The sequence below is a fragment of the Ramlibacter sp. genome, from assembly GCF_035627355.1.
Lineage (GTDB): Bacteria > Pseudomonadota > Gammaproteobacteria > Burkholderiales > Burkholderiaceae_C > Ramlibacter.
The window spans coordinates 1-22777 of the sequence record NZ_DASPLW010000011.1 but is presented as its reverse complement, the minus strand read 5'-3'; the positions used below and the strand labels follow the sequence as shown (position 1 = coordinate 22777).

At 68.6% G+C, this 22777-nt stretch carries 24 protein-coding genes and 1 tRNA gene; 5 read left to right on the top strand and 20 right to left on the bottom strand.

The features are described from left to right. The first annotated feature begins 5 nt into the window (after positions 1-5). Positions 6-557, top strand: coding sequence for an NUDIX hydrolase (locus VEC03_RS04455; protein ID WP_324912989.1), 552 nt, complete (start codon positions 6-8; stop codon positions 555-557). 10 nt (positions 558-567) lie between these two features. On the opposite strand, the gene VEC03_RS04450 is transcribed toward VEC03_RS04455, so the two are convergent. The 15 genes from VEC03_RS04450 to VEC03_RS04380 form a co-directional block, all read right to left on the bottom strand. Next, positions 568-2460, bottom strand: coding sequence for a serine/threonine-protein kinase (locus tag VEC03_RS04450; protein ID WP_324912988.1), 1893 nt, complete (start codon positions 2458-2460; stop codon positions 568-570). An 18-nt stretch (positions 2461-2478) separates the two neighbouring features. Then, positions 2479-3369: an adenylate/guanylate cyclase domain-containing protein gene (locus VEC03_RS04445; protein ID WP_324912986.1), complete on the bottom strand. Its 891-nt coding sequence runs from the start codon at positions 3367-3369 to the stop codon at positions 2479-2481. A gap of 136 nt (positions 3370-3505) precedes the next feature. Continuing rightward, a tRNA-Pro gene (locus tag VEC03_RS04440) sits at positions 3506-3582 on the bottom strand. A gap of 22 nt (positions 3583-3604) precedes the next feature. Beyond that, positions 3605-4054, bottom strand: a complete 450-nt coding sequence (locus VEC03_RS04435; RefSeq protein ID WP_324912984.1) for a MerR family transcriptional regulator — start codon at positions 4052-4054, stop codon at positions 3605-3607. 91 nt (positions 4055-4145) lie between these two features. Then, positions 4146-4484: an integration host factor subunit alpha gene (locus VEC03_RS04430; protein WP_324912983.1), complete on the bottom strand. Its 339-nt coding sequence runs from the start codon at positions 4482-4484 to the stop codon at positions 4146-4148. A gap of 32 nt (positions 4485-4516) precedes the next feature. Further along, positions 4517-6946: a phenylalanine--tRNA ligase subunit beta gene (pheT, locus tag VEC03_RS04425; RefSeq protein ID WP_324912982.1), complete on the bottom strand. Its 2430-nt coding sequence runs from the start codon at positions 6944-6946 to the stop codon at positions 4517-4519. A gap of 24 nt (positions 6947-6970) precedes the next feature. Further along, entirely contained in the window at positions 6971-8014 is a 1044-nt protein-coding gene (gene pheS, locus VEC03_RS04420; protein WP_324912980.1) for a phenylalanine--tRNA ligase subunit alpha, read from the bottom strand. 96 nt (positions 8015-8110) lie between these two features. Then, positions 8111-8470: a 50S ribosomal protein L20 gene (gene rplT, locus VEC03_RS04415; protein WP_324912979.1), complete on the bottom strand. Its 360-nt coding sequence runs from the start codon at positions 8468-8470 to the stop codon at positions 8111-8113. 27 nt (positions 8471-8497) lie between these two features. After that, on the bottom strand, positions 8498-8701 hold the full coding sequence (rpmI, locus tag VEC03_RS04410; RefSeq protein ID WP_324912978.1) for a 50S ribosomal protein L35: 204 nt from the start codon (positions 8699-8701) through the stop codon (positions 8498-8500). A 147-nt stretch (positions 8702-8848) separates the two neighbouring features. Continuing rightward, entirely contained in the window at positions 8849-9445 is a 597-nt protein-coding gene (gene infC / locus VEC03_RS04405) for a translation initiation factor IF-3 (RefSeq protein ID WP_324913125.1), read from the bottom strand. A gap of 78 nt (positions 9446-9523) precedes the next feature. Continuing rightward, positions 9524-11431, bottom strand: coding sequence for a threonine--tRNA ligase (gene thrS / locus VEC03_RS04400; RefSeq protein ID WP_324912976.1), 1908 nt, complete (start codon positions 11429-11431; stop codon positions 9524-9526). 193 nt (positions 11432-11624) lie between these two features. Then, positions 11625-11819 carry a hypothetical protein gene (locus tag VEC03_RS04395; RefSeq protein ID WP_324912975.1) on the bottom strand — a complete coding sequence of 65 codons (195 nt, stop codon included), beginning with the start codon at positions 11817-11819 and terminating at the stop codon, positions 11625-11627. 71 nt (positions 11820-11890) lie between these two features. Beyond that, positions 11891-13789 (bottom strand): CHASE domain-containing protein, encoded by a 1899-nt coding sequence (locus VEC03_RS04390; protein ID WP_324912973.1) that lies wholly within the window; start codon positions 13787-13789, stop codon positions 11891-11893. A gap of 166 nt (positions 13790-13955) precedes the next feature. Further along, entirely contained in the window at positions 13956-15263 is a 1308-nt protein-coding gene (aceA, locus tag VEC03_RS04385; RefSeq protein ID WP_324913123.1) for an isocitrate lyase, read from the bottom strand. Positions 15264-15277: 14 nt separating this feature from the next. Further along, entirely contained in the window at positions 15278-15439 is a 162-nt protein-coding gene (locus tag VEC03_RS04380) for a hypothetical protein (protein ID WP_324912972.1), read from the bottom strand. Between the two features lie 214 nt (positions 15440-15653). On the opposite strand from VEC03_RS04380, the gene VEC03_RS04375 reads away from it, so the two are divergent. Beyond that, entirely contained in the window at positions 15654-16511 is an 858-nt protein-coding gene (locus tag VEC03_RS04375; RefSeq protein WP_414708454.1) for a DMT family transporter, read from the top strand. Here the strand turns inward: VEC03_RS04375 and rraA are convergent. Both rraA and VEC03_RS04365 read right to left on the bottom strand, forming a co-directional pair. Then, a complete protein-coding gene (gene rraA / locus VEC03_RS04370) occupies positions 16489-16989 on the bottom strand; it encodes a ribonuclease E activity regulator RraA (protein ID WP_324912969.1) in 501 nt (166 codons plus the stop codon). The two genes, VEC03_RS04375 and rraA, sit on opposite strands and share 23 nt — an antisense overlap. Further along, the gene (locus VEC03_RS04365; protein WP_324912967.1) at positions 16986-17480 is read right to left on the bottom strand and encodes an Lrp/AsnC family transcriptional regulator; all 495 of its coding nucleotides are present in this window, start codon (positions 17478-17480) and stop codon (positions 16986-16988) included. Before VEC03_RS04365 ends, rraA begins: the two co-directional genes overlap by 4 nt. 91 nt (positions 17481-17571) lie before the next feature. Between VEC03_RS04365 and yedA the strand changes: the two genes are divergently transcribed. Together yedA and VEC03_RS04355 are read left to right on the top strand one after the other, a co-directional pair. Beyond that, positions 17572-18471: a drug/metabolite exporter YedA gene (gene yedA / locus VEC03_RS04360; protein WP_324912966.1), complete on the top strand. Its 900-nt coding sequence runs from the start codon at positions 17572-17574 to the stop codon at positions 18469-18471. 190 nt (positions 18472-18661) lie between these two features. After that, positions 18662-19105, top strand: coding sequence for an SWIB/MDM2 domain-containing protein (locus VEC03_RS04355; protein WP_324912964.1), 444 nt, complete (start codon positions 18662-18664; stop codon positions 19103-19105). A gap of 87 nt (positions 19106-19192) precedes the next feature. Here VEC03_RS04355 and VEC03_RS04350 read toward each other — a convergent pair whose 3' ends face one another. Then, positions 19193-20902 carry a thiamine pyrophosphate-binding protein gene (locus tag VEC03_RS04350; RefSeq protein WP_324912963.1) on the bottom strand — a complete coding sequence of 570 codons (1710 nt, stop codon included), beginning with the start codon at positions 20900-20902 and terminating at the stop codon, positions 19193-19195. Positions 20903-21058: 156 nt separating this feature from the next. Continuing rightward, complete coding sequence (locus VEC03_RS04345) at positions 21059-21568, bottom strand: polymer-forming cytoskeletal protein (protein ID WP_324912962.1); 510 nt, start codon at positions 21566-21568, stop codon at positions 21059-21061. A gap of 192 nt (positions 21569-21760) precedes the next feature. On the opposite strand from VEC03_RS04345, the gene VEC03_RS04340 reads away from it, so the two are divergent. After that, positions 21761-22453, top strand: a complete 693-nt coding sequence (locus tag VEC03_RS04340) for a hypothetical protein (protein WP_324912960.1) — start codon at positions 21761-21763, stop codon at positions 22451-22453. Positions 22454-22456: 3 nt separating this feature from the next. Here VEC03_RS04340 and VEC03_RS04335 read toward each other — a convergent pair. Further along, the coding region (locus VEC03_RS04335; RefSeq protein ID WP_324912959.1) for a general secretion pathway protein GspB at positions 22457-22777 on the bottom strand (321 nt) is incomplete at its 5' end.

Below are 22777 nucleotides of genomic sequence, written 5' to 3'. Positions count from 1 at the left end.
CCAGCGTGACCGCCTTCCGCAACCCGATCAAGTACTGCCGCGAATGCGGCTCGTCGGTGGTCCTGCGGGTGCCCGACGACGGCGACACGCGCGAGCGCGCCGTCTGCCCGGCGTGCGGCACCATCCACTACGAGAACCCGCTCAACGTGGTCGGCACCGTACCGTGGCTGGACGACAAGGTGTTGCTGTGCAAGCGCAACATCGAGCCGCGCTGGGGCAAGTGGACCTTGCCGGCCGGCTTCATGGAACTGGGCGAAACCACCGTGCAGGGTGCTGCGCGCGAGACGGACGAGGAAGCCGGCGCCCAGATCGAGATGGGCAACCTGCTCACCGTCATCAGCGTGCCCCGGGTGGGACAGGTGCACCTCTACTATCTGGCGCGCCTGCTGAGCGATCGCTTCGACCCCGGCCACGAGACCATAGAGGCGCGCCTGTTCACCGAAGGCGAGATCCCGTGGGAGGAGATCGCCTTCCGGACCGTGCGCGAGACCCTGCTGTGCTACTTCGAGGATAGACGCCGCGGCCGCTTCGAGGTCCACAACCTCGACGTGCTGTAGCCGCACGCGCTCAGTTGCGCACCTTGCTCTCTTCGCGCAGGCGTGCCTGTTCCCTCAGCGTGACGCAGGCCGGGAAATTCTGGTAGCCGGGCTTGGCGCACTCGGCCTGCAGGCAGAACTGCTTGGCCAGGAAGAACTTGTCGCCGCAGGTTTCGGCGGGCGGCACCAGCCGCTGGGCTTGCGAACGGGTGGCTTGCACCGCGGCTACGGCACTTTCGGATTTCTCCGGCTTCTCCGACTTCGCGGGCTCCGCCCGGGTTGCCGCCGGCGCCACCGTCGGCATCGCGACCGGGACGGAGTTTCGGCGGGCCGTCGACGCTGACCCGGAACTGGGTCTCTTCGCCGCCGCGGAGTTCGGCTCGGCATGGGCCGCGGGTGCCGCAGCATCGCCGCCGGCGTGCGCGGGCGCGGCGGCCTGGCCCAGTGGATCGGCGGCCGGCACCGCTGCATCGACGGCCGGTGGCGACATAGGCGTCATCGCCTCGGCCTCGCCGGGACCACCGGCCCGCCCGCCCATCAAGGCCACGGCAAGGGCGAAGCCGGCGACCGCCGCGGCAGCGCCGATCCAGAGCAGGTTGCGGCGCGGCAGGCGGGCCCGGTCCGCGGGAACCGCGCCGGATGCGACCGGAGGCTGCGTCGACACCGCCACCTCGCCTGCCGGCGCTGCCGACACGGCCGCACCGCCCGCCGGCGCTGGCTGCGGCGCAGTCGGATCGAGCGGCAGCGTAGGCACGGTGTCCAGGCCGGCACCCGCTTCGGCGGGCGCGCGTGCGGGGGCCAGGGTGATCCCGGTCGGCACGGTCGGCTCCGGGGAGCCACCGGCACCGGACAGGCGCTGCAAGCGGCCGCGCGCCAGGTCGGCATAGATGCCCTGCGGGAAGCGCGCGAGGAAGCCTTCGATGTCGCGCGGGTCGCTCGAATCCCGGACGTCACGCCAGTATTCGAGCTCCAGTTCGTGGGTGATGGGGCCGTTCGGCACGGTGGTGGCGGGCCGGGTCATCGGAACAGTCGGTGCATCGGCGGAGGCCGAGGACGCGGGCACCGGCGCCGGCGGCCGCAGCGCGGCGAGCGCGCCTTCGTCGAGGCCGGCGAAGGCTTCCCGCAGGGCCTGCAGGAACTCCGCCGCGGACTGGAAGCGGGCTTCGCGGTCCTTCTCGAGCGCGCGCGCAAGGACCGGATCCACAGCAGGCGGCAGCTGCGGCGCCACCGTGCTGGGCGGCGGAGGCGTGTGTCCGATCACCTGGTGGATCACGGAAAAATCGTTGTCGCCGTCGAACGGCCGCACGCCGGTGAGCAGCTGGTAGGCGACCACGCCCGCGGAAAACAGGTCGGCGCGCGCATCCACCTTCAGGCCCTGGATCTGCTCCGGCGCCATGTACTTCAGCGTGCCGATCATGCTGCCCTGGGTGCGCGTGGCTTCACCCGCGATGCGCGCCACACCGAAATCGGTGAGCTTGAGCCGGCCGTCGGCTTCCACCAGCAGGTTGGCCGGCTTGACGTCGCGATGCACGATGCCCTGGCGGTGGGCGAAATCGAGCGCGGACAGCAGGTCGCCCAACAGGCGCAGGGCCTCGCCGAGCGAAGGGCGCTCGCCTCCGTCCAGTCGCTGCTTCAGGTCCCGGCCCTGGACGTACTCCATCACCAGGAAGGCGGTGCCGCCATCGCGGTCGGAGTCGTAGACGCTGACGATGTTGGGATGCTGGAGTCGCGCCGCCGAGCGGGCTTCGGTCCGGAAGCGGGTCTCGTACTCGGCCGCCGCGTCGGGCGACAGGTCGTCGACCATGATGGTCTTGAGGGCGACGCTGCGGTCCAGGTTCGGGTCGCGGCCTTCGTAGACCACGCCCATCGCGCCCTTGCCGAGCACCCGTACGAGCTCGTAGCGGCCCAGCTTCTTCAGATGCACGTCAGGCCCCGCCTGGGATCAGGCCACCACGGCGAACTCCACCCGCGGCGCGGCCTCGGCCTCGCGCTCGCAGCCGAGCGTGATCAACCCGTTGCCCACCAGGTAGCACTCCGTACGGCGCAGCACCAGGGGCGTGTTGCCCCCGCCCATGTAGACCCAGGTTCCAAAGCTGGACTGGTCGTTGAGGATGAAATGACCGCCCTTCCAGTCGACGGTGGCATGGACGCGCGAAACGCGCGAATCGTTGATCGACAGGGTGGCGGTGGTCGCGCGGCCCAGGGTTAGCGAAGAGCCGTGCGGATCCAAGCGCAACGTCTGGCCATTGGCGGTGAGCTCCAGGTGCCCGTTGGCAACCGCCTTGAACATGGAGGCGCCCATCATGGTGGCGTCGACGTCCCGCTCGGGTTGCCACTGCACCCGCCAGACCTCGGTCTGCTCGTTCTTGCCGCGCAGGAACATAGGGCCCAGGCTGCGCAGCTTGCCGCGCAGCTCGGGATTGAGCGACTCGCGCACCCGGCTGGTGGTGAGGATCTGCTCGGCGCCGGCCAGGTCGGCCAGCCGCGCGGCGCTGTTGACGGCATCGCCGTAGCAGTCGCCCTCGATCTCCACGACTTCGCCGGATTCCACGCCCATCTGCATCTGCACCGGCTTGCCGGAACCGCCGGGATAGACCGGCGTCTCCTGCAGGCGCTTCTGGATGCCGACGCACGCGGCGATGGCGTCGGACTCGTCGGGGAAGACCACGAACAGGCCGTCGCCCAGGAGCTTGACCACGCGCCCGCGGTGCTGCTCGAAGCTGCGCGACAGCGCAGTCGTCAGCTGGGTGACGAAACGGCCGGCCGTCTCGTCGCCCAGCCGCTCGAAGATGCCGGTGCTCCCGACGAGATCAGCAAAAACGACGGTGGCCATGTGGCAACGATTGTATGCGCCAGCTCAGCGGGAAAGAAGCAGCAGGCGCGGCGGGCGCCCTGCCTGCGTCGCGGCGCCGCACCAAAGAAGAAAGGGGTTGCGGCGTGAGCCGCAACCCCTTATTGGCCAGGTTGACTGGTCGGCGTGGCGGGATTCGAACTCGCGACCCCTTGCACCCCATGCAAGTGCGCTACCAGGCTGCGCTACACGCCGAGCCTGCCATTATAGCCGGCGCTCAGTGGCCGGCCGACAGCAGGTCGCGGATTTCGAACAGTTCGCGCCGCACCAGCAGCAGCTTCTCGGAAATCGCGCTGCTGTCGTGCGGGGGCGCGCTGTCCTCGAAGTCCTCGAGGCGGGAATCCTCGACCTCGATCACCTCCACGCCGTCCAGCATGACCTCCCCGGCACGGCGCTTGTCGCGCTCGAGCTGCACCAGTTCCTGCAGCTTGTTGCGTGCGCCACTGATGGTGAAGCCCTGGTCGTACAGCAGGTCCCGGATGCGCCGGATCATCAGCACCTCGTGGTGCTGGTAGTAGCGGCGGTTGCCGCGGCGCTTCATGGGCCGCAACTGCGTGAACTCCTGCTCCCAGTAGCGCAGCACGTGCGGCTTGACGCCGCACAGGTCGCTGACCTCACCGATGGTGAAGTAGCGTTTGGCGGGGATGGCGGGGAGTGCTTTCTCCACTGAAATCAATGCGCTAGGAGAGAAAGCTGCAAGGTTACTCTAAGACCACGCGGGTGCAAAGCGGTGACACCGCACGCCGCGCGTGTTCGGTTCACTCGGCGTCGGCAGGCGCGGCGCCGTGACCTTGGATCTGCTCCTTGAGCTTGTGGCTGGCGTGGAAGGTGACCACGCGGCGCGCCTGGATCGGGATGGCTTCGCCGGTGCGCGGGTTGCGGCCCGGGCGCGGCGCCTTGGTGCGGATCTGGAAATTGCCGAAGCCGGAGATCTTGACGTCCTTGCCGTCGACCAGGCTGCCGGCGATCAGGTCGAAGAACGCGTCAATCATGTCCTTGGACTCGCGCTTGTTCAGCCCGATCTGCTCGAACAGCAACTCGGCCAGCTGCGCCTTCGTCAGTGCCGGGGTTTCCAGGCTCTCGACCGTGAAATCCATGCTCGCCTTGTCCCTTGTTGTCGTGAGCACGCTCAACCTCCTGCGCCGCGCAGCCGCCCGCCCAGCTGGGCGGCGATGCGTGCGGTCACGGCTTGCACCGCCGCATCGATCTGCTCGTCGGTCAGTGTGGCTTCGGGGTTGGCCAGCGTCAAGCGAACGGCCAGGCTCTTCTCGCCCTCGGCCATGCCGCCGCCGGCCTGCCGGGGCCGATAGACGTCGAAGAGGAAGGCATCGCGCAGCAGGCCACCGGTGTCGGCCGAGCGGATCGCCGTCATGAGGGCGTCGTGCGAAACCGATTCGGACACGATCACCGCGATGTCGCGCTGCGCCGGCTGGAAGCGCGGCACCGGCTGCAGCTGCGGCACGGTGCGGGCCAGCACCGCGTCGAGATCGACCTCGAACAGCACCGGGGCTTGGGGCATGTCCCAGGCTTGGCGCCAGCGCGGGTGCAGCTCGCCGAGCACGCCCACGTCCTGGCCGCCGATGGCGATCCGGGCACAGCGGCCGGGATGCAGCGCCGGGTGCTCGGCCGCGGTGAACACCGCACCGTGGGGAGACAGCAGGGCCTGGACGTCTCCCTTGACGTCGAAGAAGTCGGTGCCCGGCGACTTGCGGGCCCACTGCAGGCCATCGGGTTCGCCATAGGCCAGGCCGGCCACGCGCATCGGCTGCCGCACGCCGCGCACGGAGCTGGCCCCGGTCTGCACCGAGGCGTCGCGCAGGAAGACCCGGCCGAGCTCGAACACGCGCACGCGCTCGGCCTTGCGGTCCAGGTTGTGGCGCAGCACCTGCAGCAGCGAGCCCATGAGCGACGAGCGCATCACGCTCATCTGGCTCGCGATCGGGTTGAGCAGCCGGATCGGTTCGGCGTTGCCGGCGAGGTCCCTCTCCCAGTGCTCCTCGACGAAACTGAAGTTGATCGTCTCCTGGTAGCCCAAAGCGGCGAGCAGGCGGCGCACCGCGAAGCGCGAGCGACGGTTCTCAGGCCGCAGTTGGGGCGTGACGGGCGCCAGCGGCGGCGTGGTCGGCAGGCGCTGGTAGCCGACGACGCGCGCGACCTCCTCGATCAGGTCCTCCTCGATCGCCAGATCGAAGCGATACGGCGGCGGCGTGACCACGATGGCGTTGCCGCCTTCGGCCTTCGCCGGCAGGCCCAGTCGCTTGAAAGCGCCCAGGCATTGTTCGCCCGAGACCGGCATGCCGATCACCTTGGCGGCGCGCGCCACGCGCAGGGTCACGGGCTTGCCTTCGGGCAGCGCGAGCACCTGGTCGTCCATCGGGCCCGCTTCGCCGCCGCAAATGTCGAGGATCAGCCTAGTGATGTGCTCGATGTGCTCCACGGTCAGGCTGGGATCGACGCCGCGTTCGAAGCGGTGGCCGGCGTCGGTCGAGAAGTTGTAGCGCCGCGAGCGCCCCTGCACGGCCTGCGGCCACCAGAACGCGGCCTCGACGTAGACGTTGCGCGTGTCGTCGGACACGGCAGTGGCGTCGCCGCCCATGATGCCGGCCAGCGATTCGACCTGGCGGTCGTCGGCGATCACGCCGACCTTCTCGTCCACCGTGATCGTGTTGCCGTTCAGCAGCTTGAGCTGCTCGCCGGCGCGCCCCCAGCGGACGTCGAGGCCGCCGTGGATCTTGTCGTAGTCGAAGATGTGCGAGGGCCGCCCGAACTCGAACATGACGTAGTTGGAGATGTCCACCAGCGCGGTGACGCTGCGCTGCCCGCAGCGCGCCAGCCGGTCGACCATCCATTGCGGCGTCTTCGCCTGGGTGTCGACGTTGCGCACGACACGGCCGGAGAAGCGGCCGCACAGGTCGGGGGCCTGCACCTTCACGCGCAGGCGGCCGTCGTGCGCCGGTTCGACCGGCCGGAAGGTGGGCTGCTTCAGCGGCGCACCGGTGAGCGCCGACAGCTCGCGCGCGACGCCATACACGCTGAGCGCATGCGCCAGGTTGGGCGTGAGCTTCAGCGTGAAGACCTGGTCGTCCAGCTGCAGCACCTCGCGCACGTCCTTGCCGATGGGCGCGTCGGCCGGCAGTTCCAGCAGCCCGCCGTGGTCGTCGGAAAGCTTCAGCTCGCGCGCCGAGCACAGCATCCCCTGGCTCTCGACGCCGCGCAGCTTGCCCAGCTTGATGGCGAAGGGCTTGCCGTCATCGCCCGGCGGCAGTTCGGCGCCCACCTTCGCGCACGGCACGCGGATGCCGGCACGGGCATTGGGCGCGCCGCACACGATGTTCAGCAAGGCGCCCTGCCCCACGTCCACCTGGCAGACGCGCAGGCGGTCGGCGTTGGGATGCTGGACGGCTTCCTTGATCTCGCCCACCACCACGCCGGTGAACGGCGGGGCGACGGGGTGCAGGTCTTCCACCTCCAGCCCGCCCATGGTGAGGACGTCGGCGATTTCTTTGGTTGACAGCGGCGGGTTGCAGAACTCGCGCAGCCAGGACTCGGGGAATTGCATGTCTGTTGAACTCGGCTTGCGGTCTCAGCGGAACTGGCGCAGGAAGCGGATGTCGCCTTCGAAGAACAGGCGCAGGTCGTTCACGCCGTAGCGCAGCATGGTCAGGCGATCCGGCCCCATGCCGAAGGCGAAGCCGATGTACTTCTCGGGATCCAGGCCCATGTTGCGCACCACCGTCGGGTGCACCTGCCCCGAGCCGGCCACCTCCAGCCAGCGGCCGGCCAGAGGCCCGCTCTGGAACTGGATGTCGATCTCCGCGCTGGGCTCCGTGAACGGGAAGAAGCTCGGCCGGAAGCGCAGCGCGAGGTCGTCGCTCTCGAAGAACGTGCGGCAGAAGTCGGTGAAGACGACCTTCAGGTCCTTGAAGCTCACGTTCTCGCCCAGCCACAGGCCCTCGCACTGGTGGAACATCGGCGAGTGGGTGGCGTCGCTGTCCACGCGGTAGGTGCGGCCGGGGGCGATGACGCGGATCTCGGGCATCTCGCGGCCGGCGTACTTCTTCACGTGCTGCTGCGCGTAGCGCACCTGCATCGGGCTGGTGTGCGGGCGCAGGTTGTAGGGGATGCCGTCCTCGCCGTCGATGTCCACGTAGAACGTGTCCTGCATCGATCGCGCCGGGTGGTTCGGCGGATTGTTCAGCGAGGTGAAGCTGTGCCAGTCGGTCTCGATCTCGGGGCCGTCGGCCACGTCGAAGCCCATGCTGGCGAAGATCAGCTCGATGCGCTCCATCGTCAGGCTGACCGGGTGCAGGCCACCCGGCTCCCGGCCGCGGCCGGGCAGCGTGACGTCCAGCGCCTCGGCTTTCAGCTGCACGGCCAGCTCGGCATCGGCCAGCGCCTGCCGCCGCTCGGCCAGCGCCGCCTCGATGGCCTGCTTGGCCACGTTGATCGCCGCCCCCCGGGACTTCTTCTCTTCCACGGGCAAGGCCGCCAGGCCTTTCATCAGCTCGGTGATGCGGCCGGCCTTGCCGGTGTACCGGGCCTTGGCGTTCTCCAGCTCCGCCGGGGTGGCGGACTGGGCGAATGCGCTGCGTGCGCTTTCGACGATGGATTGCAAGTCTTCGGTCATGCGAAAGGAAAACAGGGCTAGTGCCTGCCAGCCCTAGCCCTGTTCATCGAGTGGGTTGCACCGGGTCCCGCCAAGGAGCGGCACCGGCCTTGGAACTCAAGCTGCCAGTCTGGCCTTGACTTGCTCCACGATGCCGGCAAAGGCGGCCTTGTCGTGCACGGCGATGTCCGCCAGCACCTTGCGGTCGATCTCGATGCCGGCCTTGCGGATGCCGTTGGCGAACTGGCTGTAGGTCAGGCCGCATTCACGCGCGGCCGCGTTGATGCGCGCGATCCACAGCTGGCGGAACACGCGCTTCTTCGTGCGGCGGTCGCGGTACGCATACTGGCCCGCCTTCATCACCGCCTGCTTGGCGATGCGGAAGACGTTGCCGCGGCGGCCGCGGAAGCCCTTGGCAAGGGCGAGCACCTTCTTGTGGCGGGCGCGGGCCGTGACACCACGTTTGACGCGAGGCATGTGCTTTCTCCTTCTTTCGTCTGCGGGTTACAGGCCGGCGAACGGCAGCATCTGCGCCATGTGGCCGAGGTTCGTCTCGTGGACGTTCACGGCACCGCGCAGCTGGCGCTTGTTCTTGGTGGACTTCTTGGTCAGGATGTGGCGCTTGAAAGCCTGGCCCCGCTTGACGGTGCCACCCGGACGCACGCGGAAGCGCTTCTTGGCCCCGCTCTTGGTCTTCATCTTGGGCATGTGACTGCTCCTTCTTGCCTTGTGCTCGTGAGGCGCCGCGAATCCTTCGCGTCTTGATGGCCCCGAGCCACTTGTGCGGCGGGCACGGGGGCCCGCCGCCTGTCGCACCGGCCGGGTGACCAAACCCGGCAGGCGCCGAACTCCTCTCTACGCCGCGGCCGTTTCGGTCGCCGGCTTGGCCTGGGCCGCCTTCTTGCGGCCCGGCGCGATCATCATGACCATCTGCCGCCCTTCGAGCTTGGGGAACTGCTCCACCAGGATGGCGTCGCCCAGCTCGTCGCGGATGCGCTGCAGCAGCGCCATCCCGATCTCCTGGTGCGTGATCTCGCGGCCCCGGAAGCGCAGCGTGATCTTGCACTTGTCGCCTTCTTCCAGGAAGCGCCGGATGTTGCGCATCTTGATGTTGTAGTCGCCGTCGTCGGTTCCCGGGCGGAACTTGATTTCCTTGACCTCGATGACCTTCTGCTTGGCTTTCGCTTCCGCGGCCTTCTTCTGTTCCTGGTACTTGAACTTGCCGTAGTCCATCAGCCGGCATACCGGCGGATTGGCAGTGGCGGCAATCTCCACCAGGTCCACGTCCAGTTCGCCGGCCATGCGCAGGGCTTCCTGCAGGCTGACGATTCCCAGGGGTTCGTTGTCCGGCCCGGAGAGCCGGACCTCCGGGGCCATGATTTCCCGGTTCAGGCGGTGCTTGCGTTCCTCGCGGTGGCGGCGGTCGCGGAAGTCAGTAGCGATGGTCTGGATCCTTCAAACAAATGGGCTGCACCAGCAGCAAAACCGCCGCGGTACGCGCGGACGCCAAGCCCTGTACTTCGTTGAAGGTCAGCACTTGCCGGCAATGTCCCGGGACAGCCTTTCGGCGAAAGCCTGCAGGGGCATTGCGCCGAGGTCCTGATTGCCCCGGGCGCGCACTGCGACGGCACCAGCCGCCTTCTCCTTGTCGCCCACGACCAGGATGAAAGGCAGCTTTTGCATCGAATGCTCCCGTATTTTATACGTGATCTTCTCGTTGCGCAGGTCGAGCTCCACCCTAAAGCCTTGATTCTGCAGACTTTTTGCAACCTCCCGGGCCCAGTCGGCCTGCCCGTCCGTGATGTTCAGCACGGCGACCTGCACCGGCGCCAGCCACGCCGGCAGCGCGCCGGCATGGTGCTCGATGAGCATCCCGATGAAACGCTCCAGGCTGCCGACGATGGCCCGGTGCAGCATCACCGGGTGGGCGCGTCCGCTGGTCTCCGTGACGTATTCCGCGCCCAGGCGCTCGGCCGTGTTGAAGTCGACCTGCATGGTGCCGCACTGCCACTGCCGGCCCAGCGCGTCCTTGAGCGTGTACTCGATCTTGGGCCCGTAGAAGGCGCCGTCGCCGGGCGAGACCTCGAATTCGACCCCGGATCGGCGCAGCGCCTCCATGCAGGCGTGCTCGGCCTTGTCCCACAAGGCGTCCGAGCCGACCCGCTGCTCCGGCCGCGTCGCCACCTTGTAGAGGATGTCGGTGAAGCCGAAGTCCTTGTAGACCTGCTGCAGCTTGGCCGTGTAGTCGACGCACTCCTGCAGGATCTGGTCCTCCGTGCAGAAGGCGTGGCCGTCGTCCTGGGTGAAGCCGCGCACCCGCATGATGCCGTGCAGCGCGCCCGACGGCTCGTTGCGGTGGCACTGGCCGAACTCGCCATAGCGAAGCGGCAGGTCACGATAGCTGCGCAGCGCCGACTTGAAGATCAGCACGTGGCCCGGGCAGTTCATCGGCTTGAGGGCGTAGTCGCGCTTCTCGCTCTCGGTCGTGAACATGTTCTCCCGGTAGTTCTGCCAGTGGCCGGTCTTCTCCCACAGGCTCTTGTCGAGGATCTGGGGGCCCTTGACCTCCTGGTAGCCGGTGTCCTTGTAGACCTGACGCATGTACTGCTCGACCACCTGCCAGATCGCCCAGCCCTTGGGGTGCCAGAACACCACGCCGGGTGCCACGTCGTCGATGTGGAACAGGTCCAGCTCGCGGCCGAGCTTGCGGTGGTCCCGCTTCTCGGCCTCCTCCAGCATGGTCAGGTACTGCTGCAGGTCGTCCTTGCTGGCCCAGGCCGTGCCATACACCCGCTGCAGCATCTCGTTGCGGTGGTCGCCGCGCCAGTAGGCGCCGGCCACCTTCATCAGCTTGAAGTGCCGCAGCTTGCCCGTGCTGGGCACGTGCGGGCCCCGGCACAGGTCCTCGAAGCCGCCTTCGCGGTACAGCGAAACTTCCTCGTTCTGCGGGATGCTGGCGATGATCTCGGCCTTGTAGTGCTCACCCAGGCCCTTGAAGTACTCCACCGCCGCGTCGCGCGGCAGCACGCGGCGCACCACGGGCTCGTCCTTGGCGGCCAGTTCGGCCATGCGCTTCTCGATCGCAGCCAGGTCCTCGGGCGTGAAGGGGCGCTTGTACGCGAAGTCGTAGTAGAAGCCGTTCTCGATCACCGGGCCTATGGTCACCTGCGCCTCCGGGAACAGCTCCTTGACCGCGTACGCAAGCAGGTGCGCCGTCGAATGGCGAATCACCTCCAGGCCTTCCGGGTCCTTGGCGGTGATGATGGAGACGGGTGCGTCGCGGTCCACCGTGTACGCGGTGTCCACCACCTTGCCGTCGACCTTGCCGGCGAGCGCGGCCTTGGCCAGGCCGGCGCCGATCGATGCGGCAATCTCCGCCACCGTGACCGGTGCGGGGTACTCACGGCGCGAGCCGTCGGGAAGCGTGATCTGGATCATGGGCGGCTGTAACTCCAGCGGGACAAACGAAAAGCGCGGCCTGTAGCCGCGCTCTTGCTGGACATCGGGAAGGGATGCGTTCAGTGCGTGCGCGACTACCCGGCCGCTAGCGGGCCGTTCCTTGCGAGGTAGTTCGCGGTGTCATAACCGAAGCTGCCTTTCCCGGTTCTTGCTGGTGGAAGAAGCACCGATTCTACCCCGCCGGGGCAAAACCCGACCCGTTGCACCGGGTGCAAGGCGCGATCACGACCTGCTTCTCCACCTCGAAGTGCTCGTTGATGTTCTCGCTCTCGATGCGCAGTTCGCCGGAACCGGCGCAGTCGGGACAGCGCTGCTGGCCCAATTGGCGCTCATCGAAGACACCCGTCCTCTCGCTGTTGTCGGCCATGGATCCTCCTGCTGGGGCAGTCGGCCACTCTAGCGGCGGGCGGCCGCGGCGCAAAGAGGCCCTTCCCGGCCTCAGCTGGCGTGGGTGGCCGCCCCGGGACTCGCAGCCGGGTCGATCGCAGGGCCGTGGCCGGCCCGTGGCAGGACCAGCACGAACTCGGCTCCGCGGCCCGGGCCTTCGCTGTGGGCCTCGATCCGGCCGCCGTGCATCTCGGCCAGCCGGGCCGCCAGGCTCAGGCCGATGCCCAGCCCACCCCCCGCCGGCGACCGGTTCACCTGCATGAACAGCTCGAACACCTGGTTCAGGCGCTGCGGTTCGATGCCGATGCCGTTGTCCCGCACCGAGATACGCACCTCCCCCGGGTCGGGCGTGCTCACCTGCAGCCACACGTCGCCGCCGGGCGGCGTGTAGTTCGCCGCATTGTTCAGGAGGTTGGTGAGGACCTGCGCCACCCGCGTGGGATCGGCATCGAGCTCGATGTCCGGCTCCACGTACCCGGTGTGCAACCGGTGCTCGCGCTCCTCCATCAACGGCCGGCTGGTCTCGACGGCCGCCTCGACGGCTTCGGCCAGCCGCATCCTGCGCACCTGCAGCACGATCTTGCCGCGCGAGATGCGCGAGACATCGAGCAGGTCGTCGATCAGCCGCACCATCTGCTTGACCTGGCGCTCGGCGATGGCGCGCGCCCGGCTGGCCAGTTCGCCCTCGGGGGCGCGGTTGAGGATTTCCAGCGAGTTGCGGATCGGGGCCAGCGGGTTGCGAAGCTCGTGCGCCAGCACGGCGAGGAACTCGTCCTTGCGCCGGTCGCCCTCGCGCTGTTCCTCATAGAGCTGCTCCAGCCGCTGGGCCCGCTCCAGGGCGCGCTCCTCGCTGGCCCGCAGCGCCAGTTCGTTGAGCTCGCGCTGTCGGGCCGCGGCCTCGGCGGCACGACGGGCGCGGGCCTGCACCAGCGTGATCCAGGCCAGCAGGGCCGACACCGCCACCGACAGGACGGCCAGCCAGGGGACGAGCCGACGCTGCGACAGCGACTCCAGTGCCGGCCGGCTGGTCATCACCAGCTGCCACGGCCGGCCTGCGACGTCCAGCCGCCGCATCGTCCGGTACTCCGCGGGATGGGCGCCTGGCTCGCGTGTCGACAGCAGCAATGCCTCGGGCCCGATCTGCTCGCCGTCGTAGAGCTCGTAATCGATCTGGCGGATGCTGCTGCCGCGCACGCCCGCCAACAGGTCACCGACCCGGAGCGGCGCATAGACGAAGCCTTGGAGCGACTGCCGCCTCCCCGCAAGATCCCTGGGCGGGCGGTCGCCGCGATACACGGGCAGGTAGATGACGAAGCCGGCCTGCTTGTGCTCGTCGATCTCCTGCACCAGCGTGACCTTGCCGGAGGCGGCCGGCCGTCCGAGGTCGCGCGCGCGTTCCATCGCGGCCTTGCGGACCGGGTTGGTGGCCATGTCGTACCCGATGGCCGCGCGGTTGCGCTCCCCCAGGGGCTGCAGGAACAGGATGGAGTGGTATTCCGGTCGGGGGTCCTTGGGCCACACCCGGAAGCCGGGCTCGCCGCCCCGGGTCCGCATGCGATCCTCCAGCGCGGGTACCTCGGTGGGCTGGAGCCGCATCGTGTAGCCGATGCCCAGGATGCCCGGATAGCGGTCCCTCAGGCCCAGTTGCGCGATGTAGGCAGCGAACTCGGCTTTCGAGACCTCGTTGCGGCTGGCGGCAAACAGTCCGCTCACACCGTGCAGCAGCGTGATGGTGGTGTCCACGCGTTCCCGCATCGCGTCGGCCGTCCGGGTGGCCTCGGCCTCGAACGCGGCCTGGTCGCGCTGCTCGATCGTGCGGGTGACCGATAGCAGCAGGACGGCCGTGATGGCCAGCGCCAGCCCGAACACCACGGCCGGCGCCAGCCACGGCGACCGCTTGCGCACGGCATCGGCATCGGAGCGGGGAGCGGACTCGGGGGGTGCAAACACGTCAGCGCGGGAGGCAGCAGCGACTCGCGATGAATGCTACCCCGCTGCTGCGCGGCACAGGCTGGGGCGGACGAACGGCGCACCCCGGATCCCCGGCAGGTGAAGAAAAGGCAAAAAGGCCCGGAGGCCACCGGGCCTCCGGGCCTTGCCGGCCCTTGCCGCCGGATCAGGCCGCCTTCTTCTCGTCGAAGAACTGGGCGTCCTCGGTCGAACCCTTCAGTGCGGCCGTGGAGGCTTCCTTCTCGATGGTGGTGGTCACCGCGTCGAAGTAGCCGGTGCCCACCTCGCGCTGGTGCTTGACCGCCGTGAAGCCCTTTTCGGCCGCCGCGAATTCGGCCTGCTGCAGCTCGACGAAGGCGCTCATCTGGTTGCGGGCATAGCCGTAGGCCAGGTTGAACATCGAGTAGTTGAGGCTGTGGAAGCCGGCCAGGGTAATGAACTGGAACTTGTAGCCCATGGCGCCCAGCTCCTTCTGGAACTTGGCGATGGTGGCGTCGTCCAGGTTCTTCTTCCAGTTGAAGGACGGCGAGCAGTTGTAGGCCAGCAGCTTGCCGGGGAACTTCGCATGGATGGCGTCGGCGAAGGCCTTGGCGAAGGCCAGGTCCGGCGTGCCGGTCTCGCACCAGATCAGGTCGGCGTACTCGGCATAGGCCAGGCCGCGGCTGATGGCCTGCTCCAGGCCGTTGCGGCTGCGGTAGAAGCCCTCGACCGTGCGCTCGCCGGTGAAGAAGGGCTGGTCGTTGGCGTCCACGTCGCTGGTCACCAGGTCGGCCGCCTCGGCGTCGGTCCGGGCCAGCAGCACGGTGGGGGTGCCCATCACGTCGGCCGCCAGGCGCGCCGCCACCAGCTTGGACACCGCCTCGCGGGTGGGCACCAGGACCTTGCCGCCCATGTGGCCGCACTTCTTGGCCGCGGCAAGCTGGTCCTCGAAGTGCACGCCCGCGGCGCCCGCCTCGATCATCGACTTCATCAGCTCGAAGGCGTTGAGCACGCCGCCGAAACCGGCCTCGGCATCCGCCACGATGGGCGCGAAGTAGTCGACGTAGCCCTCGTCGCCGGGACCCTTGCCCTCGCTCCACTGGATCTGGTCGGCGCGCTGGAAGGTGTTGTTGATGCGGCGAACCACCTTCGGCACCGAGTCCACCGAGTACAGCGACTGGTCGGGGTACATCTCGCCGTTGCTGTTGGCATCGCCGGCCACCTGCCAGCCGGACAGGTAGATCGCCTTCAGGCCGGCCTTGACCTGCTGCATGGCCTGGTTGCCGGTCAGCGCGCCCAGCGAGTTGACGAAGGGCTCGGTGTTGATCAGGTTCCACAGCTTCTCGGAGCCGCGCTTGGCCAGCGTGTGCTCGATCTGCAGCGAGCCGCGCAGCCGCACCACGTCGGCGGCGCTGTAGCCACGCTTGATGCCCTTCCAGCGCGGGTTCTCCGCCCAGTCCTTCTCCAGTTGCGCGATCTGCTGCTCGCGGCTCAGGTGCGTCCAGTTGCTCATGGTCTTTCTCCGTGGTTGTTGCAAGGCCGGTCGGCGAAGGCTTCGTCCGCCATGGAGAAGACTTTAAGTCTTGTAGAAGACTTGGCGCGCATCTTGTGTCTTATAGAAGACCAAAAAATTTCTCCTTGTTTTTCAATGGCATGCGTATCGTTTTTCATATAGCGAATCTTCGATTCTCATATTGGGAAAATTTGCCGCATCGCAACAAACCATGTTTCCGCATCGTGGAAGGCTTTTGCGCGAAAACGAAATGCGCTCTGGCAGGGTGGCGGAAGCCATGGCACACGGCTCGGGCAAGATGCGCGCTTTTCGCTCCTCGTGTCCGCCGCCCGTCCTTCCCGCGTCCTCGCCTGCGCGTGCCTGGCGCTCAGCATGTCCCTGGTGGGCAGCTACGTCGCCTTGTCCAAGCCACTGGTCGCCGCCATCCCGGTGTTCCTGCTGGCCTGGCTGCGCTTCGCGATCGGCGCGCTCGCCATCCCGCACTGGCTGCGCCGCCCGACCAACGAACCACCGCCCACGCCGCACGTGCGCCGGCTGCTGTTCCTGGAATCGCTGCTGGGCAACTTCCTGTTCTCGATCTTCATGCTCTATGGCGTGAGCATGACCAGCGCCGTGTCGGCCGGCGTCATCATGGCCGCCATCCCCGCCGTGGTCGCCGTCATGAGCTGGGCCTTCCTGCGCGAACGGGTGGCCCCGCGGGTGTGGGCCGCGGTGGCCTGCGCTGCCGGCGGCATCGCCCTGCTCGCCCTGGGCCGTACCGATGCGGGCGCCGCGGGCGGCCAATCCTGGCTGGGGAACCTGCTGATCGTCGGCGCCGTGCTGTGCGAAGCGTCCTATGCCGTGATCGGCAAGAAGCTGACCGGCGCGATCGGGCCGCGGCGCATCACCGCGGTGGTCAACCTGTGGGGGTTGGCGCTGATGACGCCACTGGGCCTCTGGCAGGCGTGGACCTTCGACTTCGGCAGCCCGGGCGCCGGCACCTGGGCGCTGCTGCTGTTCTATTCGCTGGCAGCCAGCGTGTGGAGCGTCTGGTTGTGGATGACCGGGCTGCGCACCCTCCCCGCCGCGCTGGGCGGCGTCTTCACGGTCATGCTGCCGGTCTCGGCGGCAGCGGTGGGCGTGCTGGTCCTGGGCGAGCCGTTCGGCCTGCTGCAGGCCTCGGCGTTCGCGCTGGCGCTGGCCGGCGTGTTGCTGGCGACGCTGCCGGTCAGGCCAGGGGCCGTTCGCTGACGACGATGCCGTCCTCGTCGGCGTAGAGCCAGTGGCCCGGTCGTACCGGCACCCCCTGGATCAGCACGGGGACGTCGCGCTCCCCCTCGTTGCGCTTGACCGAGCGCTGGGGCATCAGCGCCAGCGCGCGGACGGCGATGCCTGCGGCCTGCAACTCGCGGCTGTCGCGCACCGCCCCATCGACGACGATGCCGGCCCAGCCGTTGCGCGCCGCCGCGGAGGCCAGGTTGCCGCCGACCAGGGCACGCCGGACCGAACCGCCGCCGTCCACCACCAGCACGCGGCCCTCCCCCGGGGATTCGACGGCTTCCTTGACCCGCGAGTTGTCCTCGAAGCAACGCACGGTGGCCACCGGCCCGCAGAACCGCGCGACGCTGCCGAACTCCCGGAACACCGGGGGCAGCGCCCGCAGGATGGGGATGGCGTCCTTCTCGTGCGCGTCGCACAGGTCGCAGGTGCTGAAGTCGGGCGGATTCATCGACCGGTCACTTTCTTGATGGCGGGCTTGATGTTCTCTCGACGGGCCGGCAGCACCGAGGCGTTTTCGCGCGGCATGTTCAGCACGATCGAGGTCGAGGTCTCGGTGAGCATACAGAAGCGCGTGACCACGGCGTCCAGGTGCTCGACGTCGATGACCGCGATCTCCAGGATCCAGCTGTCCTCGCCCGTGACGTTGAAGGCATTGATCACCTCGGGCGTCTGCTCGATCAGCTTCACCACGCGCGCGTACTCCACCCGGCCCACGCGCACGATCGCGCGGATGCCGTAGCCCAGGCGCTGGTAGTCCAGCACGGCGCGGTACCCCTTGATCACGCCCTGCAGTTCCAGCTTGCGCACGCGCTCGGTGACGGCGGGCTGGCTCAGGTGCACGCGCCGGCCGAGTTCGGCCATGCTGATGCGCGCGTCGCGCTGCAGTTCCGCCAGGATGCGGGCGTCGTAGGCGTCGATCTCGGAAACTTCGGTCGTCATGGAATTCAACCTTGATTCTCAAGGCAACAGGGTTCGATTGCCTTGAAGTGTGCCTGTAAAGCGGACTTCCGGCCACCTACGATCGCTGTCCATGAACACCGCCGCCCTGTCCATCGCGCGCCCGCGCAGCCTGCTCGTTCCCGCGCTGCTGGCCTGCTACCTGGTGTGGGGGTCCACCTACCTCGCCATCCGGCTGGCCCTGGCCAGCTTCCCGCCCTTCTTCCAGATGGGCAGCCGCTTCCTGGTCGCCGGCATCCTGCTGTTCGGGTGGATCACGCTGCGCGGCGGCACCTGGCCGACGGCCCGCCAGTGGGCCCACGCCGCCGTGGTCGGCGCCCTGATGCTGGGGCTGGGCATGGGCCTGACCGCCAGTGCGGAGCAGCACGTCGGGTCCGGGCTGGTGGCGGCCTTCATCGCCGTGGTGCCCATGCTGGTCGGCCTGTGGGGGCTCCTCTTCGGCCAGCGGCCCGGCAGGCTCGAGGTGGCCGGGATGGCGGTCGGCCTGGTTGGCGTGCTCCTGCTGGTGCGGGGCGCCAGTTTCGGTGGCTCGCCCCAGGCGCTGGCCGGGATCGCCGTCGCCACCCTGGCCTGGTCGCTCGGGTCGGTGCTGTCCACCACGCGCTTGCCGCTGGCGCCCGGCGCTGCGGGCTTCGCCAGCGAGATGCTGTGCGGCGGCGTGGTCCTGGTCGCCGCCTCGCTGGCGCTGGGCGAGCAGCCGCAATGGCCGCCACAGCCGATGGCCGCGGCGGCCTGGCTGTACCTGGTGCTGGCGGGCTCGCTGGTGGCCTTCAGCGCCTACCTGTACCTGCTGCGGCATGCCTCTCCCGCCCTGGCCACCAGCTACGCGTTCGTCAATCCGGTGATCGCGCTGGCACTGGGTGTCTCGCTGGGCGCCGAGGTGGTCAGCGCTGCCGAATGGAGCGCCTGCGGGGTCATCCTGGCCGGGGTGGTCCTGATCGTGCGCGGCAGGCAGGGCCGACCGAGCGCCTGAAGCACGGCAACGACCGTGCGCCGCAGGTCGCGCACGGGGGCGATCCGCCCCGCCAAAAAAGCGACAGCCCCCAGTGAAAAAAGCCGTTTTCCCCTTGGAAACGCGTTTTTTCTCCTTTAGCATCCGCTCTGCCAGTGGTGGCCAGCCGTAGCCGCTGGCGATCGATCCACTTCTAGAAGGAAACAAGATCATGGCAACTGCGAAGAAAGCGGCCGCGAAGAAGGCCCCCGCGAAGAAGGCCGCTCCGGCCAAGAAGGCTGCCGCCAAGAAGGCCCCGGCGAAGAAGGCCGCACCGGCGAAGAAGGCGGCTCCCGCCAAGAAGGCGGCGGCGAAGAAGGCGGCTCCGGCCAAGAAGGCCGCCGCGAAGAAGGCGCCCGCCAAGAAGCGCACCCCGAACGCCGCGTTCATGAAGCCGCTGACCCCCAGCCCCCAGCTGGCGGCCGTGGTCGGCACCAGCCCCATGCCGCGTACCGAGGTGGTGAGCAAGCTGTGGGCCTACATCAAGAAGAACAAGCTGCAGGACTCCGTCAACAAGCGCATGGTCAACGCCGACGCCAAGCTGCGCGAGATCTTCGGCAAGGCACAGGTCTCGATGTTCGAGATGGCCGGCCTGATCGGCAAGCACGTCAAGTAAGCCGCCAGTCGACGAACAAAGGGCCGCTTCGCAGCGGCCCTTTTCTTTTGCCTGTCGATGGGAAGGGCCGCTGCGTGCGGCCCTGGTTCATTCGGCCGATGCGCGCTGCAAAGCCGCCTCGCGGATGGCGCTGAGCGTGCCGCGCGTGGTGATCACCTCGGGATCCAGCATCACCTCGATCAGCGTGCCCTGCTCGCGCTCCAGCGCGGCGAGCAGTTCGGGTTCGAACTCCGCCGTCCGCGTGATGCGCACGCCGGCGTAGCCGTAGGCGCGCGCCAGCGCAGCGAAGTCCGGGTTGTGCAGCTGCGTGCCGTGCACGTGCTGCGGGTACTCGCGCTCCTGGTGCATGCGGATGGTTCCGTACATGCCGTTGTTCAGCAGCACGACGATGCTCTTGCCGCCGAACTGCACCGCGGTGGCCAGCTCCTGGCCGGTCATGAGGAAGTCGCCGTCGCCCGCGATGGTGAAGGCGGTGCGGCCGCTGACCAGGCTGGCGGCGATGCCCGCCGGCACGCCGTAGCCCATCGCACCCGAGGTCGGGGCCAGTTGCGTCTTCAGGCCTTTCGCCAGCCCGTGGTAGCGATGGAAGCGGTGCAGCCAGCTGGCGAAGTTGCCGGCACCGTTGGTCAGCACCGCATCGGCCGGCAGGTGCTTCTGCAGCACGGCCAGGATGGCCGGCATGTCGATCTCGCCGGGCAGTGGCTGCGGCACCAGGTTGGCCTGGTAGTCCGCGTGCGCGGCGCGGGCCCACTCGGCCCAGGGCAATTGCCCGGGTGCGGCCAGCGCCTGCAGCGCCGTCGTTGCCGTTTCCATGCCGGCGTTGATCGCGACGTCGGCCTGGTAGACGCGATTGAGCTCCTCGGCACCGGCGTGGATGTGCACCAGCAGCTGCGCCGCACGCGGCGGCTGCAGCAGCGTGTAGCCGCTCGTGGTCATCTCGCCCAGCCGCGGGCCGATCGCCAGCACCAGGTCGCTCTCGCGGATGCGCGCGGCCAGCTTCGGGTTGATGCCGATGCCGACGTCGCCGGCATAGAGCGGGTGGTGGTTGTCGAAGGTGTCCTGGAAGCGGAAGGCGTTGCCCACCGGCAGCTGCCACTGCTCCGCAAAGCGCTGCAGGGCTTGCGCGGCCGCCGGCGTCCAGCCGCCGCCACCGGCGATCACGAAGGGGCGCCGTGCCGCCAGCAGCAGGCCGCTCAGCCGCTCCATCGCGTGCGGATCGCAGCCGGCTTGGACCGGCTCCACCCGCGCCAACGGCCGGGCGGCCGTGCGGCGGGTGAGCATGTCTTCGGGCATCACCAGCACCACCGGGCCGGGGCGGCCGTTCATGGCGGTCGCGAACGCGCGCGCGATCGCTTCCGGAATGCGGTCGGGATCGTCGATGCGCTCGACCCGCTTGGCCATGCCCTTGGTGCTCGGTCCGAAGAAGCTGGCGTAGTCGACCTCCTGGAAGGCCTCGCGGTCACGCTGGTCGGACGCGACGTCGCCCACGAACAGCACCATGGGCGTCGAGTCCTGGAAGGCGGTGTGAACGCCGATCGAGGCGTTGGTGGCGCCGGGGCCCCGCGTGACGAAGCACACGCCCGGGCGGCCGGTCAGCTTGCCCACCGCCTCGGCCATGAAGGCGGCCCCGCCCTCCTGCCGGTTGACGACGAAGCGGATGCGATCGCGGAACGCGTGGAAGCCGTCGAGAACGGCCAGGTAGCTCTCGCCCGGCACCCCGAAGGCGTGGCTCACGCCCTGCTCCACCAGGCATTCGACGATCAGGTGGCCGGCAAGTCGGGGCGTGTCAGGGGTCATGGGGACTGGACGGGAAACGGCTAGTGAAAGGTCCCGCGGATTATCCGCGCCGGCCCTGGAGCGCGACGGTGAGAACTCGGTCACTCCCCAGTCGGCTGCGCGAAAAAAAGCGCGGACCAGGCCGCGCTTCCTTGGGGTGCCGAAAAGGCTGGGGGCTCAGGCCACCTGCAGCTTGGGCGGACGCACGGCCGCGGTGCTGCCACCGGCGCCGAACTCGATCTCGCCGGAGAGCTGGCCGCCCTCCTCGATCACCACCTTGCCGTAGCGGATGCGGCCGGTCACTTTGCCGGTCGAGTAGATCACCAGCTTCTGGCGCACCGTCAGGTTGCCGTCGAAGGCGCCGCGGATCTCGGCCACGTCGATCTCGGCCGAGCCCTTGAACGAGCCGCGCTCGGAAATCTGGATCATGCGCGAGTCCATGGTGGCCTCGACCGAACCTTCGACGACCAGGGTGTCGCAATCGGTGATCTCGACGCCCTTGAGCTTGATGTTCGGGCCGACGGTCAGCTTGGCCTCGCCGCCGGGCACGTTGGAGGTGGCGCTGTTGGCGGCAGGGGCGGTGGGAATGGGCGCGGTGGCGGCGGCCAGCGCGGCAGCGTTGGGCGTGCCCGGGCGCACGTCGTTGTCGCGCTTGTTGTTGTTGAAGAAGGGGGACTGCAGTGCCATCGCGTGAACTCCTCGGTGGTGTAGATGAGTCACGAATGCTAGGGATGGGCTTGCTTACACGCATCCCTGCTGAGGCAAGTTCGGTAACTGTTTACATGCCACGGCCCAGCGGCGTCACTGCAACACATCTCGTAACAGTTGTTGCGGAGCCTGCAACGGATGAGCAGGATGCGGTCCAGCAGGAGGCATTCGATGAACCGACACGCACGCAAGCTCGTTGCGGCCTGGTTGGCCCTGGTGGCGCTGGGCGCCAACGCCCAGGCCAGCGCACCGCAGGAATTCGACACCGACACAGGCAACCTGCTGGCGGTGCTGCGCGGGTCGGACGGCGACAACCAGCCGCAGGAGACGCTGCAGCCGTACGGCCGGCTGCGGGCCGAACTGCCCGACGGGCGCGTGGTCGAGCTGGAGATGAGCTGGTTCCGCTACGTCGGCGACATGCACATCCGGCTGGTGTTCGACAGCCGCACGGAACTGCAGAGCGCATCGCCCGATGACCTGCAGCGCATGCAACTGGCGCCGGAACAGGCGCTGCAACTGGCGGTGCAGAACATGCGCCGCACCTACGGCGAGCCGCTGGTCCAGCCCTGGCAAGGCGGGCTGATGCAGGTGCGGGGGCGCGCCGACGATCTCAACAGCAGCTACTTCCTCGACCGTTCCTTCTGGCGTTCGCTGGAAGAGCGGCATCCGCAGGGCCTGGTCGCTGCCGTTCCGGTGCGCGGCGGCCTGCTCTATGCCCCGGCCGACGACGAGGATGCCGTTGCCACCCTGCGCTTCAGCGCAACGGCGCTGTATGCCGGGTCGTCGCGGCGCCAGCTGTCGTCGGCGCTTTACCTGTTCAAGGACGGCCGCTGGTCGGTCTTCCAGCCGCCGCTGGCGCACTGAGCCTCAGTAAGGTACCGCGTAGCGCTGGCCGCGCCAGCTCAGCACCGCGCGGTGCTGCTTCACTTCCTCCAGTCGCACGCCGGGCGCAAGCTCGCTGCCCTCGTTGAATACCTGGCCGTTCACGATCAACAGGCGCTGGGCCGGGTTCTGCGACCACACACCCCCGCTGACCGCGAGGGGCGGTGCGCCGGGCGGCGCACCCTGCAGTTCGGGGGACTTCGCGGGCTCCCTCGCGACGGCCTGCACCTGCACGGTGGCGGACGGCGGCGCAGCGACAGGTGCGGGTGCGGGTGCGGGTGCGGGTGCGGGTGCGGGTGCGGGTGC

Bases quoted from the DNA above. Each gene is read 5' to 3' on its own strand.
- VEC03_RS04430 (WP_324912983.1), bottom strand. From the start codon at position 4,484: ATGGATTTCACGGTCGAGAGCCTGGAAACCCCGGCACTGACGAAGGCG.
- rraA (WP_324912969.1), bottom strand. From the start codon at position 16,989: ATGAATCCGCCCGACTTCAGCACCTGCGACCTGTGCGACGCGCACGAG.
- VEC03_RS04355 (WP_324912964.1), top strand. From the start codon at position 18,662: ATGGCAACTGCGAAGAAAGCGGCCGCGAAGAAGGCCCCCGCGAAGAAG.
- VEC03_RS04380 (WP_324912972.1), bottom strand. From the start codon at position 15,439: ATGAAAAACGATACGCATGCCATTGAAAAACAAGGAGAAATTTTTTGG.
- VEC03_RS04445 (WP_324912986.1), bottom strand. From the start codon at position 3,369: ATGGCCACCGTCGTTTTTGCTGATCTCGTCGGGAGCACCGGCATCTTC.
- pheT (WP_324912982.1), bottom strand. From the start codon at position 6,946: ATGCAATTCCCCGAGTCCTGGCTGCGCGAGTTCTGCAACCCGCCGCTG.
- VEC03_RS04345 (WP_324912962.1), bottom strand. From the start codon at position 21,568: ATGGCACTGCAGTCCCCCTTCTTCAACAACAACAAGCGCGACAACGAC.
- pheS (WP_324912980.1), bottom strand. From the start codon at position 8,014: ATGACCGAAGACTTGCAATCCATCGTCGAAAGCGCACGCAGCGCATTC.
- thrS (WP_324912976.1), bottom strand. From the start codon at position 11,431: ATGATCCAGATCACGCTTCCCGACGGCTCGCGCCGTGAGTACCCCGCA.
- VEC03_RS04375 (WP_414708454.1), top strand. From the start codon at position 15,654: ATGTCCCTGGTGGGCAGCTACGTCGCCTTGTCCAAGCCACTGGTCGCC.
- rpmI (WP_324912978.1), bottom strand. From the start codon at position 8,701: ATGCCCAAGATGAAGACCAAGAGCGGGGCCAAGAAGCGCTTCCGCGTG.
- VEC03_RS04365 (WP_324912967.1), bottom strand. From the start codon at position 17,480: ATGACGACCGAAGTTTCCGAGATCGACGCCTACGACGCCCGCATCCTG.
- yedA (WP_324912966.1), top strand. From the start codon at position 17,572: ATGAACACCGCCGCCCTGTCCATCGCGCGCCCGCGCAGCCTGCTCGTT.
- rplT (WP_324912979.1), bottom strand. From the start codon at position 8,470: ATGCCTCGCGTCAAACGTGGTGTCACGGCCCGCGCCCGCCACAAGAAG.
- VEC03_RS04395 (WP_324912975.1), bottom strand. From the start codon at position 11,819: ATGGCCGACAACAGCGAGAGGACGGGTGTCTTCGATGAGCGCCAATTG.
- VEC03_RS04340 (WP_324912960.1), top strand. From the start codon at position 21,761: ATGAACCGACACGCACGCAAGCTCGTTGCGGCCTGGTTGGCCCTGGTG.
- VEC03_RS04350 (WP_324912963.1), bottom strand. From the start codon at position 20,902: ATGACCCCTGACACGCCCCGACTTGCCGGCCACCTGATCGTCGAATGC.